This is a genomic window from Pedococcus sp. 2YAF34, assembly GCF_052114585.1.
Lineage (GTDB): Bacteria > Actinomycetota > Actinomycetes > Actinomycetales > Dermatophilaceae > Pedococcus.
Genome location: NZ_JBFRFA010000006.1, coordinates 56,191 through 69,846, shown reverse-complemented (window position 1 = coordinate 69,846; position 13,656 = coordinate 56,191). Strand labels below are relative to the sequence as shown.

The 13,656-nt window shown below is 72.3% G+C and carries 14 protein-coding genes and 1 tRNA gene; 7 read left to right on the top strand and 8 right to left on the bottom strand.

Annotated elements, in window-relative coordinates; genetic code table 11:
* Window positions 1-28: 28 nt before the first annotated feature.
* On the bottom strand, window positions 29-493 hold the full coding sequence (locus AB4Z02_RS05240; protein WP_441969835.1) for a GatB/YqeY domain-containing protein: 465 nt from the start codon (window positions 491-493) through the stop codon (window positions 29-31).
* A 75-nt stretch (window positions 494-568) separates the two neighbouring features.
* Here AB4Z02_RS05240 and AB4Z02_RS05235 point away from each other — a divergent pair, with 75 nt between their 5' ends.
* From AB4Z02_RS05235 to AB4Z02_RS05220, 4 genes are all read left to right on the top strand, one after another.
* Window positions 569-1,498, top strand: a complete 930-nt coding sequence (locus tag AB4Z02_RS05235; RefSeq protein ID WP_369818877.1) for a metallophosphoesterase — start codon at window positions 569-571, stop codon at window positions 1,496-1,498.
* A 150-nt stretch (window positions 1,499-1,648) separates the two neighbouring features.
* Window positions 1,649-1,722: transfer RNA gene (locus AB4Z02_RS05230), tRNA-Pro, on the top strand.
* A 185-nt stretch (window positions 1,723-1,907) separates the two neighbouring features.
* Window positions 1,908-2,669, top strand: a complete 762-nt coding sequence (locus tag AB4Z02_RS05225) for a hypothetical protein (protein ID WP_441969833.1) — start codon at window positions 1,908-1,910, stop codon at window positions 2,667-2,669.
* On the top strand, window positions 2,669-3,382 hold the full coding sequence (locus AB4Z02_RS05220) for a class F sortase (protein ID WP_441969831.1): 714 nt from the start codon (window positions 2,669-2,671) through the stop codon (window positions 3,380-3,382). The genes AB4Z02_RS05225 and AB4Z02_RS05220 overlap by 1 nt, the downstream gene beginning before the upstream one ends.
* A gap of 16 nt (window positions 3,383-3,398) precedes the next feature.
* Here AB4Z02_RS05220 and AB4Z02_RS05215 read toward each other — a convergent pair whose 3' ends face one another.
* Complete coding sequence (locus AB4Z02_RS05215) at window positions 3,399-3,755, bottom strand: YciI family protein (RefSeq protein WP_056883042.1); 357 nt, start codon at window positions 3,753-3,755, stop codon at window positions 3,399-3,401.
* A gap of 182 nt (window positions 3,756-3,937) precedes the next feature.
* Between AB4Z02_RS05215 and AB4Z02_RS05210 the strand changes: the two genes are divergently transcribed.
* A complete protein-coding gene (locus AB4Z02_RS05210) occupies window positions 3,938-4,435 on the top strand; it encodes an AAA family ATPase (protein ID WP_441969829.1) in 498 nt (165 codons plus the stop codon).
* A 98-nt stretch (window positions 4,436-4,533) separates the two neighbouring features.
* Here AB4Z02_RS05210 and AB4Z02_RS05205 read toward each other — a convergent pair whose 3' ends face one another.
* Together AB4Z02_RS05205 and AB4Z02_RS05200 are read right to left on the bottom strand one after the other, a co-directional pair.
* Window positions 4,534-7,563, bottom strand: coding sequence for a sensor domain-containing protein (locus tag AB4Z02_RS05205; RefSeq protein WP_441969827.1), 3,030 nt, complete (start codon window positions 7,561-7,563; stop codon window positions 4,534-4,536).
* A complete protein-coding gene (locus AB4Z02_RS05200) occupies window positions 7,560-8,144 on the bottom strand; it encodes a 2'-5' RNA ligase family protein (RefSeq protein ID WP_441969825.1) in 585 nt (194 codons plus the stop codon). Before AB4Z02_RS05200 ends, AB4Z02_RS05205 begins: the two co-directional genes overlap by 4 nt.
* Window positions 8,145-8,339: 195 nt before the next feature.
* Between AB4Z02_RS05200 and AB4Z02_RS05195 the strand changes: the two genes are divergently transcribed.
* Together AB4Z02_RS05195 and AB4Z02_RS05190 are read left to right on the top strand one after the other, a co-directional pair.
* Entirely contained in the window at window positions 8,340-9,425 is a 1,086-nt protein-coding gene (locus AB4Z02_RS05195) for an S-(hydroxymethyl)mycothiol dehydrogenase (protein ID WP_441969823.1), read from the top strand.
* A gap of 20 nt (window positions 9,426-9,445) precedes the next feature.
* Window positions 9,446-10,099: an MBL fold metallo-hydrolase gene (locus AB4Z02_RS05190; protein ID WP_056883257.1), complete on the top strand. Its 654-nt coding sequence runs from the start codon at window positions 9,446-9,448 to the stop codon at window positions 10,097-10,099.
* Window positions 10,100-10,129: 30 nt separating this feature from the next.
* Here the strand turns inward: AB4Z02_RS05190 and AB4Z02_RS05185 are convergent, their stop codons facing one another.
* The 4 genes from AB4Z02_RS05185 to AB4Z02_RS05170 form a co-directional block, all read right to left on the bottom strand.
* A complete protein-coding gene (locus AB4Z02_RS05185; RefSeq protein WP_156399858.1) occupies window positions 10,130-10,276 on the bottom strand; it encodes a hypothetical protein in 147 nt (48 codons plus the stop codon).
* A 93-nt stretch (window positions 10,277-10,369) separates the two neighbouring features.
* A complete protein-coding gene (locus AB4Z02_RS05180) occupies window positions 10,370-10,618 on the bottom strand; it encodes a DUF2630 family protein (RefSeq protein ID WP_441969821.1) in 249 nt (82 codons plus the stop codon).
* A gap of 65 nt (window positions 10,619-10,683) precedes the next feature.
* On the bottom strand, window positions 10,684-12,408 hold the full coding sequence (locus AB4Z02_RS05175) for an AMP-binding protein (RefSeq protein WP_441969819.1): 1,725 nt from the start codon (window positions 12,406-12,408) through the stop codon (window positions 10,684-10,686).
* A 12-nt stretch (window positions 12,409-12,420) separates the two neighbouring features.
* Complete coding sequence (locus AB4Z02_RS05170) at window positions 12,421-13,620, bottom strand: pyrophosphate--fructose-6-phosphate 1-phosphotransferase (protein WP_056883035.1); 1,200 nt, start codon at window positions 13,618-13,620, stop codon at window positions 12,421-12,423.
* Between the last annotated feature and the right edge of the window lie 36 nt (window positions 13,621-13,656).

Below are 13,656 nucleotides of genomic sequence, written 5' to 3'. Positions count from 1 at the left end.
GGCCTTCGTCGTCGGTGCGGCGCCGCGGTCAGCGGGCGGCGAGCGCCGCTTTGACGACGGCCGCGACCCGGCCGCCGTCCGCGCGACCGGCCACGACCGGGGAGGCGGCCTTCATGACCTGGCCCATCTGCTGCACACCGGTCGCGCCGGTCTGCTCGATGGCGGCGGCGACGATGGCCGCGAGCTCGTCGTCCGAGAGCTGGGCGGGCAGGTAGGCCTCGAGGATCGCGAGCTCGGCGTCCTCGGTGGCCGCGAGCTCCGGCCGGCCGGCGCCGGTGTAGGCAGCCGACGCCTCCTTGCGCTTCTTGGCCTCCTTCGCGAGCACCTTGAGGACCTCGTCGTCGGTGAGCTCACGGGACTCGGTGCCGGCGACCTCCTCGGTGGTGATGGCGGTCAGGACCATGCGCAGCGTGCCGGAGCGCACCTGGTCGCGCTCGCGCATGGCGTCGGTGAGGTCGCGCTGGACGGTGGCCTTGAGGCTCTGCTCGGTCATGGGCCCAGTCTCGCAGGCGAGGTGCACGCGCCCCAACCGACTTGTCCCGGGCCCCGGTTTGCGAGGATGGGGCCGGTGAGGACACTTCTGCGGACGGTGGGCGGCGTGGCCGCGCTGGGTGCGGCCGGGCTCGGGTGGGCCGGCCTCGTCGAGCGCAACTGGTACACCCTGCGCAGGTTCACCGTCCCGGTGCTGCCCCGGGGCGCCCGCCCGTTGCGGGTCCTGCAGGTCTCCGACCTGCACCTCATGCCGGCGCAGCAGCGCAAGGTCGAGTGGGTGCGCGGGCTCGCGGCCCTGGCGCCCGACCTCGTCGTCAACACCGGCGACAACCTCGCCTCGGTCGACAGCGTCCCCGGCGCCCTGCGCGCCATGGAGCCGCTGCTCGAGGTGCCCGGCGTGTTCGTCATGGGGTCCAACGACTACTACGCGCCCGTGCCGAAGAACCCGGCCCGCTACCTCACCCGCCGGCACGCGCAGGCGCCTCCCGGTCGCACGCTGCTGCCCGTCGACGACCTGCGCGCCGGCATGGTCGCCGGCGGCTGGACCGACCTGGACAACGTGCGCACCAACCTGCACGTCGGCGGGCTGGACCTGGAGCTGGTCGGCACCGACGACGCCCACATCCAGCTCGACCGCTACTCCTCCGTGGCGGCGCCGGCGTCGACCTCGGCCGCGCTCACGATCGGCGTGACGCACGCGCCGTACCAGCGGGTCCTGGACCCCATGGCCGCCGACGGTGCGCGGCTGCTCATCGCCGGGCACACGCACGGGGGGCAGCTCGCGCTGCCGGTGTACGGCGCCCTGGTGACCAACTGCGACCTGCCCACCAACCGCGCCAAGGGGCTCTCGCGGTGGTGGCCGGGAGCCGGGTCGACGCCGTCGTCCCGGGCCCCGCACGACGCCGCGTGGCTGCACGTGTCGGCGGGGCTCGGCACCTCGCCGTACGCGCCGGTGCGCTTCGCCTGCCGACCCGAGGCCACCCTGCTCACGCTGCTGCCGCGGTAGGCCGGCGGTCGCGGCCGGACTGCGTAGGCGCCTCCCCAACCAGACCGGCCGGGGCCGATTGGGAGGCACGGTGGGGCGTGGGCTAGCATTCCTTGTCGCTGCCCACACTGGCGCCTGACCTCGTCAGCGCCGGTCCGGCAGCGACTGCCACGGGGTGTGGCGCAGCTTGGTAGCGCGCTTCGTTCGGGACGAAGAGGCCGCAGGTTCAAATCCTGTCACCCCGACCCTGGGATCCACACGAAGGCCCTCTACCGCACCAGCGGGGAGGGCCTTCGTCGTGCTCAGGACCCGGTCAGCGACGTGCCGGCGACACCCGTGCACCAATCCGTTGCCCCGCTCGGACACGAACCGCAAGCCGTCAGCGCACCACACGACGGCGGCTCGGGTCGCCCGACAAAGGAGTCCACGCATGCGCACCACCTCCAAGATCGCCGCCGTAGCACTCGGCACCACAGCCTTGGTCCCGTTCCTCGGCGCGGGCGTCGCCCAGGCTGCGGACGGCAGCACCATGGCCACCCTGCGCCCGGTCGCGCTCAACGGGGTGCCGGCCAACGGCACCGCGATGGTCACCGTCACCGGCAACCGCATCAACGTCACGATGGCCGCCTCCGGCCTGCTGCCCGACAACCCCCACGCGGCCCACATCCACTTCGGCGCCTCCGCGCGTCACGAGTGCCCGACCGCCAGCGACGACACCAGCGGCGACGGCACCCTGAACACCACCGAGGGCGGCCCCGCCTACGGGGACATCGTCGTCTCCCTGACCAAGACCGGTGACACCTCCCCGAAGAGCGGACTCGCGGTCGACCGCTTCGACACCGCTCCCGGCGGCAAGATCCAGTACGAGCGCGGCTCGATCAACGTCTCCTCCGACGTGGCCCAGGCCATCGTCGACGGCAAGTCGGTCGTCGTGGTGCACGGCGTCGACCACAACAACGACGGCAAGTACGACGGCAACACCAAGAGCGACCTCGACCCCAGCCTGCCCACCGAGGCCACCGACCCGGCCATCTGCGGCGTCCTGGCGGCTGCGCCGGCCGGCGGCATGGACACCGGCGCCGGGGGCACGTCCGACAACAGCACGGGCATGCTCGCCCTCGGTGGCGGCCTGCTCCTCGCCGCTGCCGGCACGGGCACGTTCACCGCTCGCAAGGCTCGCAACCGCGCCTGATGGCCCACCTCACACGGTTCGGTGACCGCCGCGGCAGCCTTGCCGCGGCGGTCACCGTGCTGCTCCTCCTCCTCGGTGGCGGCCTGGTCGCCAAGGCGCTGACCCGGCCCGAGGCGCCGGCGCAGCCTCCTGCCGCTGAGGCCGTGGCCCCGACCACCGCCCCACCCGTCGCACCGCAGGCGACGACTCCTACGACGAGGCCCGGCGCCGGCCCGGCCAAGCCCTCGTCGGCCCCCAGCCCGGACTTCGGGCCGATCATGGAGCCCAGCCCGCCCGTGTCACTCGACATCCCCTCCATCGGGGTCGACACCAAGGGCATCGTCGACCTCGCACTGGACAAGGACGGCAAGCTCCAGGCGCCGACCGACTTCGCCAAGGCGGGCTGGTACGCCGCGGGTCCCACCCCAGGCGAGTTCGGGCCGGCCGTGATCGGCGCCCACGTCGACAGCAAGTCCGGCCCCGCCGTCTTCTACCGCCTCGGCGCCCTGCGGAAGGGCGCGCAGGTGTCCGTGCATCGCAAGGACGGCTCGACCGCCAGGTTCGTCGTCGACCGGGTGGCCCGCTACTCCAAGGCCGACTTCCCCACGGCCATGGTCTACGGCGACACCAAGGGACGCGCCGAGCTGCGCCTCATCACCTGTGGCGGCGCTTTCGACCACGCCACCGGACACTACGTCGACAACATCGTCGCCTTCGCCCACCTGACGTCCTGACCAGCGGGCCGCGGGGTCAGTCGAGCTGCGGGTGCCTCCCGAAGCGGCGGATCTCGTGCGGCCAGCCGCACCCCTCGGCGATCCTGGCCCCCCAGTACTTGGCGTCCTCCTCCGTCTCGACGTCCACGACGGCGAACCCGCCCAGGAACTCCTTGGTCTCCACGTAGGGGCCGTCGCTCACGATGGGCGTCCCACCGGTGGGGTCGACGTTGAAGACGGGACCGTCTTCCTCCAGGCCCCCGGCGAAGACGTAGACCCCGGCGGCCTTCATCTCCTCGACGACCGCCATCGCGAGCGGCGCACGCGACCCGAACCACTCCTCGGTGTGGTCGCCCACCCACTGCTGGTTGAAGTGCAGGAGGTACTCCGTCATGACTGCTCCTTCGGCTCGAGCAGGCCCGGTGGCCCGCCTTCACCCACTCCACGAACGGCGAGCGGCGATTCCGACACGGTCTCCCGGCCCATGTAACACGAGTCCGTCACGGCACAGGACCTTGAACCGCTCCGCTCACGAGCCGGACCGGTCTGCGAACGCCCGTCGGATAGCGTCCACGGATGGGCGTGCGCAACTACCTTGTCGAGGGCGTCTCCGGCACCGGCAAGACCTCGGTGTGCCACGAGCTGCGGCGCCGGGGTTTCGAGGCCGTCAACGGCGACACCGACCTCGCCTACCAGGGTGACCCCGCGACCGGTCGACCGACCGACGGCCCGCCCTCGCACTGGCACCACATCTGGGCCGTCGACCGCGTCCGTGCGCTGGTCGCCGACCGGCGCCAGCCGGTGACCTTCTTCTGCGGGGGCTCCCGCAACGTCGAGGCGTTCCTCGACCTCTTCGACGGCGCCTTCGTCCTGGAGGTCGACCTCGACACCCTGCAGCTGAGGCTCGACGAACGACCCGAGGACGAGTTCGGCGGCACCCAGTCCGAGCGTGAACTGGTCCTCCGACTCCACCGCACGAAGGAGGACACACCGAGGGGCGCGACCACGATCGACGCCACGGCGCCGCTCGACCACGTCGTCGACGCGATCCTGTTCCACGTCGGACGGTCGTGACCAGGGCCTTCGGTGGCGAGGTCGGTGGGCACGGTTGCGGGTCGAGAGGGAGCAGTCCCCAACGGGCTGGTTCCAGGCGCCGGCGGGTTCGGCTGGTTCTAGGCCCGGGCGGGCTCGGCCAGGGCCTCGAGGAAGGCGTCGGGGTCGGCGGGGCGGCCGATGTGGTGGCCCTGCGCGAAGTCGACGCCTTCCGCCTCGAGCACGTGCAGGATCTCGGGAGAGCCGACGAACTCGGCCACTGCCTGCTTGCCGAGCCGGTGCGCGATGGCGACGACGGAGCTGACGATGGCGCGGTCGGTGGCGTTGACGTCGCAGGCCGTCACGAACTCGCCGTCGATCTTGACGTAGTCGAACGGCAGGTTCTTGAGGTAGTGGAAGGACCCGAACCCGGCGCCGAAGTCGTCGAGCGCGAACCGGCACCCCTCGGCACTCAGCCGCTCGACGAACCCCCGGGCAGCCTCGAGGTCGGCCACCGCGGCGGTCTCGGTGACCTCCAGGACGAGCCCGGAGGGGTCGACCCCGTGCTGGTCGAGCGTGTCGAGGACGACGCGCTCCAGGACCGCGTCACCGACGCTGCGCCCTGACAGGTTGACCGCCAGCTCGAAGTCGGGCTGCACGGCCCGGCACCGGGCCAGCAGGGGCACCGCGTGCTCCACGACCCACCGGTCGACGTCGAGGATGAGGTCGGAGAGCTCCGCGTGGGGCAGGAACTGCGCCGGGGACACGGCGGTGTCGCCCGCACCGAGACGCAGCAGCGCCTCGGCGCCGATGACCCGTCCGGCACGCACGTCCCAGATCGGCTGCAGCTGGAGCCGGAAGCCTCCCTCGGCGAGCGCCTGCTCGAGCCGCTCGGTCAGCGTGAGGACGGGGGCGTCGGCGGTCGCGCCGGCCTCCGGCGGGCACTCGGCACCGGTCGGCAGGACGGCCCAGCCGTCGCGACCGGTGTTCTTGGCCTGGTACATCAGGGCGTCGGCGCTGGACATCAGCTCCTCGGCCGACTGGCTGTCGCCCTCGATGACGACGGCACCGACACTGGCGGTCACCGCGTCGGCGGCCGGCCCGAGCGTCGTCTCGTGGGCACGGACCGCCGCCACGAGGTTCGCGGCGACGAGCTCGGTGCCGGCGAGGTCGGTCTCGATGAGCAGGACCGCGAACTCGTCACCACCGAGCCGGGCCACGACGTCGCTGGCCCGGACGCTGCGCCGCAGCACCCCGGCCAGCCCGACGAGCAGCTCGTCGCCGGCGCCGTGGCCCAGGGTGTCGTTGACCTCCTTGAAGTGGTCGAGGTCGATGAGGAGCAGCGCACCGCGGGCGCCGTAGCGGCGGCAGTAGGCCAGGTGGCGGTCGAGCTCGGCCGAGAACTTGCGCCGGTTGGCCAGCCCGGTGAGGACGTCGTGGTCGGCGAGGTGCGCCAGCTGCTGCTCGTAGACGAAGCGCTCGGACACGTCGGCGAAGTTCACGAGCACCTCGTCCTCGGCGCCGGCCAGGACCGTGCTGGAGAGGCTGAGGTGCACCTGGCCCCCGGCGGGGGTGACGACGGTCCAGTCCGCCCGGCCGGCGGCCGCGTCACCGTCGGTCGCGCCGGCGAGCAGCTCGGCGACGGTCTCGTCCTGGGCGGCGCCGAGCCCGGCAAGCGGCATACCCACCAGGTCGTCCTCGTCGCGGCCGAGGAGGACGCACAGCGAGGGGTTGACCTGGCGGATGACGCCGTCGCGGCCGAGGACGGCGATGCCGTGGGGCGCGTCGACGAACAGGCGCTGCACGCGGTCGTGGCTGGCCCGGAGCTCGCGCTCGCGGGCACGGTCGCGACTGACGTCGCGCGCCATGATGAGGGCCGCGCCGGAGGTGGTCGAGGTGCCCGGCAGGGGGCTGACCCAGACCTCGTGCTCGTCACCGGTCTCCACGGCCGTGAGCTCGACGACACCCTCACGTCCCTCGATGGCCGCCTCGATGAGCGGCTGGAGCAGCGCGGCGTTGCGCGGGCTGAACACCTCGTCCACCTGGCGGCCGGCGGCGTGGGCCAGGCCCTGCCGCCGCGCCCCGCCTCCGGTGGACAGCGACACCTCCAGGGTGCGGTCGAGCACGAGCACGCTGGTGTCGGGGAGGTGGTCCATGGAGAGCCGCCAGAGGGCCTGGGCCTCCTTGAGCTCCCGGCGCAGCTCGACGGCAGCGGTGGTGTCCACGGCCACGCCCAGGTACCCGACGAGGTCACCGTCGTCGCTGCGGATCTCGGTCACGGCGAGCCGCACCGAGATCCGTCGGCCGTCCCGGCGGATGTAGGTCCACTCGCGGCTGGGCATCTGGTGCTCGGCAAGCGTCGCGAACACCTCGATCCCCGGCGCCACACCGAGCTGTCCAGCGGCGGCGGCGAGCTCCTCGGCGTCGTGGATGAGCTCGTGCACGGGACGCCCGACGGCCTCGACGGCGGTGTAGCGCAGCATCTGCTCGGCGCCGAGGTTGAAGTCGGTGATCCGGCCCTGCGGGTCGGTGGCGATGATGCTGGTCAGCGTCGCGCCGCCCATGATGCCGCGCAGCTGGGCTGCGGCCTCCCGCTCGGTCGTGCTCTCGCGGGCGAAGCGGCGTACGACGGACTGCACCACCGGGGCGGCGAGCAGCGCGACGCCCGCCCACACCAGGGCCGGACGCCATTCCAGCCCGGCGTCGCGGGCGTCCCCGGCCAGCAGGGCCGGGCCGAGGAAGGCGAGCGCCGCCAGCAGCGCGGCCACGGCGAGGTCACCGAACGTCCCGAACAGGGCCAGCCACACGATCGGTACGCCGACGAGCGAGCCCACGCCCGAGACCGCACCTCCCAGCGCGTCACGGAGCAGGCCCACGCACAGCAGGACGAGCCACGGCCCGACGGGGTCCACCCAGGTCCGACGCCGTCCCCGCGCCGCCACCCAGATCGCCACCAGGGCGATGCCGAGCACGGCGAGCGCCGACCCCGCCTGTGGTGACAGCTGCTGCCGGGAGGGCGCCAGGATGGCCCCGGCCGCACCGAGGAGCAGCACGGCGAAGGGCACGACGTCCTGCTCGGTGGGGCGTGCACCGGTCGCGGCTCGCGTGAAGGTGCTGGCGACCCGGACGACCACGGCGTGCTTGCGCGGGCGCGTCGTCCCGGTCGTCACGCCGACGCCTGGGGCGCGCCGAGCGGGATGACCGCGTAGATGTCGGCCGTCGACGTCTCGTGGTCCGCGCTGGCCCAGCTCGGCTTCAGCAGCACGAGGTCGGGCAGCACCCACTCCGGGCCGCGGTAGCCCTCGAGGGCGCCCACGAGCCGCTCGAGGTAGGGCAGGCTCGTGTCGGCAGTCACCTCCCCCACCGGGACCTGCGGCTTGAAGCGGCGGCGGTCCACGTGCAGGCCCATGGTCTGGACCACCTCGGGGATCGCCCGGGCGATGCTGCGCAGCTGGTCCACCTGGCCGGCGAGCGGGGCGCACACCGTGAGGTCCCCCTCCCCCGCCAGGGCCGAGCAGCCGGCCATCGACAGTCGCGGCGCAGGGGCCCAGTCGGCGGCCGCGGCCACGAGGCGGTCGGCCAGCCCGGCCGCGTCGGCCCGGGCGAGGTTGCCGAAGCTCGTCACGTGCACGTGCATGTCATCCACGGACACGGGCGTGAACTCCCGCTGGTGCCCCGCGACGGATCGGACCACGTCGGCCAGCTCGGCCACCGCCTCGTGCGGCGGGAAGAACGCAGCGTGCAACAGCATGGTGCTCCTTCCAGCGGCTCGGTCACGCGTGCCTGGTGCGGGAGGCACCCTGCGTGGTGTGGAGGATGATATGTGCGGTCTGTATGCCTTCGCGGTCTCTTGACGCGCGCCGCCCCGCATCCGGACCGATCGGCCGATGCGCTGCACCGTTGCTGCACTGTGGCAGGGCCCGGGGGCCGCGCATAGGGTCGTCCCATGCCACAGACCGTCAAGGGCGTCATCGCCCGCAGCAAGGGCGCCGAGGTCGAGCTCGTCGACGTCGTCGTGCCGGACCCGGGCCCCGGAGAGGCCGTCGTGCAGGTGCAGTCGTGCGGCGTCTGCCACACCGACCTGCACTACCGCGAGGGCGGCATCAACGACGAGTACCCCTTCCTGCTGGGCCACGAGGCCGCCGGGGTCGTGGAGGCGGTCGGCGAGGGCGTCACCGAGGTGGCCCCCGGCGACTTCGTCATCCTCAACTGGCGTGCCGTGTGCGGGCAGTGCCGCGCCTGCGCCAAGGGCAAGCCCTGGTACTGCTTCAACACCCACAACGCCAAGCAGAGGATGACGCTCGAGGACGGCACCGAGCTCTCGCCCGCGCTGGGCATCGGCGCGTTCATAGAGAAGACCCTGGTGGCCGCCGGGCAGTGCACGAAGGTCGACCCCGAGGCCGACGCGGCCGCCGTCGGCCTGCTCGGGTGCGGGGTGATGGCCGGGTTCGGTGCGGCCGTCAACACCGGTGGCGTCGGGCGCGGCGACTCGGTCGCCGTCATCGGCTGCGGCGGCGTCGGCAATGCCGCCATCGCCGGCGCGGTGCTCGCAGGCGCGACGACCGTCGTCGCCGTGGACGTGGACGACCGCAAGCTCGAGGGCGCGAGGTCGTTCGGCGCGACCCATACGGTCAACGGCAAGGACGAGGACGTCGTCGAGCGGATCCGCGAGCTGACCGGCGGGTTCGGCGCCGACGTCGTCGTGGAGGCTGTCGGCCGCCCCGAGACCTACGAGCAGGCGTTCTACGCCCGCGACCTCGCCGGCACGGTGGTCCTCGTCGGCGTCCCCACCCCGGACAAGGAGGTCATCCTCCCGATGATCGAGGTCTTCGGTCGAGGCGGCGCGCTCAAGTCCAGCTGGTACGGCGACTGCCTCCCCTCGCGCGACTTCCCGATGCTCGTCGACCTCTACCGGCAGGGACGGTTCGACCTCGACGCCTTCGTGAGCGAGCGCATCGGCCTCGGTGACGTCGAGGCGGCCTTCCACAAGATGGAGCGCGGCGAGGTGCTGCGGTCGGTGGTGGTCCTGTGAGCGACTCCAGCGACTCCGGTATGCCGTCGATCGCTCCCTCCGCGGGCGGCGTGCGGGTCGAGCGGCTGGTGACGTCGGGCCAGTTCGAGCTGGACGGCGGCAGCTGGGACGTCGACAACAACGTCTGGGTCGTCGGTGACGACAAGGAGTGCGTCATCATCGACGCCGCGCACGACGGCCGCGCCATCGTGAAGTCGATCGACCGGCAGCGCAAGGTCGTGGGGGTCATCTCCACCCACGCCCACAACGACCACATCAACGCGGTCGGCGAGGTCTGCGACGGCACGCGCGCCCCGGCCTACCTGCATCCCGCGGACCGGATGCTGTGGGACGAGCTCTACCCCGTCACCCCCGACCACGAGCTGGCCGACGGCCAGGTCATCCGGGTCGGCGACGTCGACCTGCACGTCATCCACACCCCCGGCCACACCCCGGGCTCGTGCTGCCTCTACGCGCCGGCGCTCGGCGTCCTCTTCACCGGCGACACCCTGTTCAACGGTGGCCCCGGCGCCACGGGGCGGTCCTACAGCGACTTCGGGACCATCATCGAGTCGATCCGCGACAAGGTCCTCACCCTGCCCGACGAGACGGTCGTGCTGACCGGGCACGGCGACTCGACGGTCATCGCTGCGGAGGCGCCGCACCTCCAGGAGTGGCTCGACCGCGGCCACTGACCGAGGCTGCCGACCCGCCGTCAGGCCCGTCTACAGGACGTAGACGGCGAGCAGCGTCACGGCGACGGCTGCGAGGTAGACCATGACGACCGTGCCCGCGACGTAGGCGGCGGTGTGGCCCACCCACCACCGCGAGGAGTGGTGGGTCACGTGGAGACGGTCGTGTGTCGTGGACATCGTGCGCATGGTGCGCACCCCCTCACCTCGGGTACCCGGCCACCTCGAGCGTACGCCGAGGGCGCCGGACGACGCCGCGCCACGCCGCGGGCGTCAGCCCTGGTAGCTCTCCACGACCTTGGCGTCCCGCACCTGTGCACCGGTCGGGTCCTCACCGAACTCGCGCCGCGCCCGCCGCTGGCGCAGCAGGTCCCAGCACTGGTCGAGCTCGACCTCGATGGTCCGCAGCCGCTGGTTCTCCTCCTCGACACTGATCTCGCCGGCGCCGAGCTGCGTGCGCAGCCCGTGCTCCTCGTCGATGAGGCCCCTGATGTGCTGCTGGATGTCGATGTCGTCGGCCATCCGCCCACTATCGCACCGGCCCACAGCGCTGGCGAGGGCTGCGCGCGGTGCGCGAGACCCCACGGTCAGGAGCGGGGAGCGCCCTTGAGCTCGGGGAACTGGTCGTCCCGGAACTCCTCCGACAGCGACCTCCCCCCGTCGAAGGCCCGCTGCTCGCGGTCGCGCAGCGCCACCCGGCGGATCTTCCCGGAGATCGTCTTGGGCAGCTCGTAGAACTCGAGGCGGCGGACCCTCAGGTACGGCGCGAGGTGCTCGCGCGCGTACGCCAGGATCTGCTTGGCCGTCTCGGCGTCAGGCTCCCACCCTGCCGCCAGCGCGACGTAGGCCTTGGGCACGGCGAGCCGCGTCGGGTCCGGCGCCGGCACGACGGCCGCCTCGGCCACGGCCGGGTGCTCGATGAGCACGCTCTCGAGCTCGAACGGCGAGATCTTGTAGTCGCTGGCCTTGAACACGTCGTCGGTGCGGCCGATGTAGGTGATGTAGCCGTCCGCGTCCCGCTGGGCCACGTCGCCGGTGTGGTAGAAACCGCCGGCCATCGCGTCGGCCTGGCGCTCGGGGTCGCCGAGGTAGCCGGTCATGAGGTTGACCGGGTGTCTGGACAGGTCCAGGACGATCTCGCCCTCGTCGCCGACCTCGCCGGTGAGGGGGTCGACGAGCGCCACCGGGACGCCGGGCATAGGCCGGCCCATCGACCCCGGCTTCACGCGGTCGCCGGCGATGTTGCCGATCTGCAGGGTGGTCTCGGTCTGGCCGTAGCCGTCACGGATCGTCAGGCCCCAGGCCTTCTCGACCTGGCTGATGACCTCGGGGTTGAGCGGCTCCCCCGCGGCGAGCAGCTCGCGCAGCGACCCGCTGCCGCCCCCGAGGTCAGCCTGGATCAGCATGCGCCACACCGTCGGCGGCGCGCAGAAGGTCGTCACCCCGGCCCGGCGGATCTGGTCAAGCAGTGCGGCCGCGTCGAACCGCGTGTAGTTGTAGACGAAGATCGTCGCCTCCGCGATCCAGGGCGCGAAGAAGCACGACCAGGCGTGCTTGGCCCAGCCGGGTGAGCTGATCGCGAGGTGCACGTCGCCGGGCCGGCCGCCGATCCAGTACATCGTCGACAGGTGCCCGACGGGGTAGGAGACCTGCGTGTGCTCGACGAGCTTGGGCTTGCTGGTCGTCCCGGAGGTGAAGTAGACGAGCAGCGGGTCGGTCGCGGCGGTGACGCCGTCGAACGGATGTCCTTGCGCTGCATACGAGTCGGCGTAGGAGTGCCAGCCGTCGACATCGCCCACGGCGACGCGGAGATAGTCGCCCGGCACCTCCTCGAACTTGGGTGCGTCGACGGCGTTGGCCACGACGACGCGGGCACCGCCACGGTCGACCCGGTCGCGCAGGTCGGCCGGTCCGAGGGCGGCGGTGGTGGGCATGATGACCGCCCCCAGCTTGGCCACCGCGAGCATCGTCTCCCAGAGCTCGACCTGGTTGCCGAGCATGAGCAGGACCCGGTCACCCTTCCCGACGCCCAGCCCCTCGAGCCACGCTGCAACCTGGTCGGACCGGCCGGCCATCTCGTCGTAGGTGACCTTGGTCTGCGACCCGTCCTCCTCGACGATCCACAGCGCGAGGTGTTCGTTGCCGCGCGCCACGGCGTCGAACCAGTCGACGGCCCAGCTGAACCGCTCGCCCACGTCGGGCCAACGGAACTCGGTGAGCGCACGGTCGTGCTGGCCGGCGAGGCGCAGCAGGGTGTCGCGCGCCTCGCGGTAGGCAGCGGTGCCGGAGGACGGGGTGGACGTCGTCGTCATGCCCCGACCCTGCTACGACTGGCCGAGGTCGGCAAGCAGCGTCGTGAACCACTCGACCGAGGGGTCGAAGGCCTTGCCACCCTTGATGCGCGAGAACTCGATGGCCCGCAGCTCGTCGCCGCGCTCCTCGTCGTGCCCGACGACCCCGGACTCGCCGCGCAGGGCCGCGTCGACGGCGTGGTCGGTGCACTCCCGGATGAGGCTGAGGTCGGCGGCGTTCGGGGCCGCCGACCGCGAGAAGTAGCCGCTCTTCTGCACGAGCACCTTGTCGGCGCCGAGCAGCTCGGCGAACTGCTTGGCGAACCACTGCCCGGGGTTGACCTTGTCGATCTGCACGTGGCCGAAGGGGTCCCGCGGCACCTCCGCGCCGGACTGCTCCATCGACGCCACTATCTCGGAGAGCCCGGCCCCCTCGGAGACGAAGAGGTTGACCCCGTCGAGCTCGTCCATCACGCCGCGCAGGCGCCTGGCCTCCTCCTCGATGTCGAAGGGCCGCTCGGGCAGGAAGACGCCGTGCACGTCCCAGCGCTCCGGCGCGTTCTCCAGCCAGCCGGCGAAGTCGGCCTGCTGCACCCAGCGGTGGTGCTCGAGGGCGGTCGCTGCCGTCAGCCAGCCGCAGTTGCGCCCCATGACCTCGTGGACGATGAGCATGCGGGGGTTGGAGGAGTGCTCGGCGACGATGTTGCGGGCGTAGACCGCGCCCTGCTCCGCTGCGGTCCAGGCCCCGAGCGACTGACGGATGGGGACCACGTCGTTGTCGATGGTCTTCGGGAGGCCGACGACCGTGAGCTCGTAGCCGTTGGAGTGCAGGTAGGCGGCGAGGTCGGCGGCCGTGCCGTTGGTGTCGTCGCCGCCGATGGTGTGCAGCACGTCCACGCCGTCCCTCGTCAGCTGCTCGGCAGCGACGTGCAACGGGTCCTGCCCCTCCCGCACGAGCCCTCGCTTCACGCAGTCCTTGACGTTGGTGAGCTTGACCCGGCTGTTGCCGATCGGGCTGCCACCGAAGGCGTGCAGCCGGTGGGCGTGGGCGCGCACCTCCTCGGTGACCTCGACCGAGTGACCGGTGAGCAGCCCGGCATACCCGTTGCGGTAGGCGATGATCCGCACGTCGGGGGCGATCTCGGTGTAGCGCTCGATGAGGCCACCGACGGCCGAGGACAGACAGGGGGCGAGTCCGCCCGCGGTGAGCATGGCGACGGTCTGCACTGGCATGGGTCCACTCTGCCGCGTGTTCGCGGGTCCGGCCAG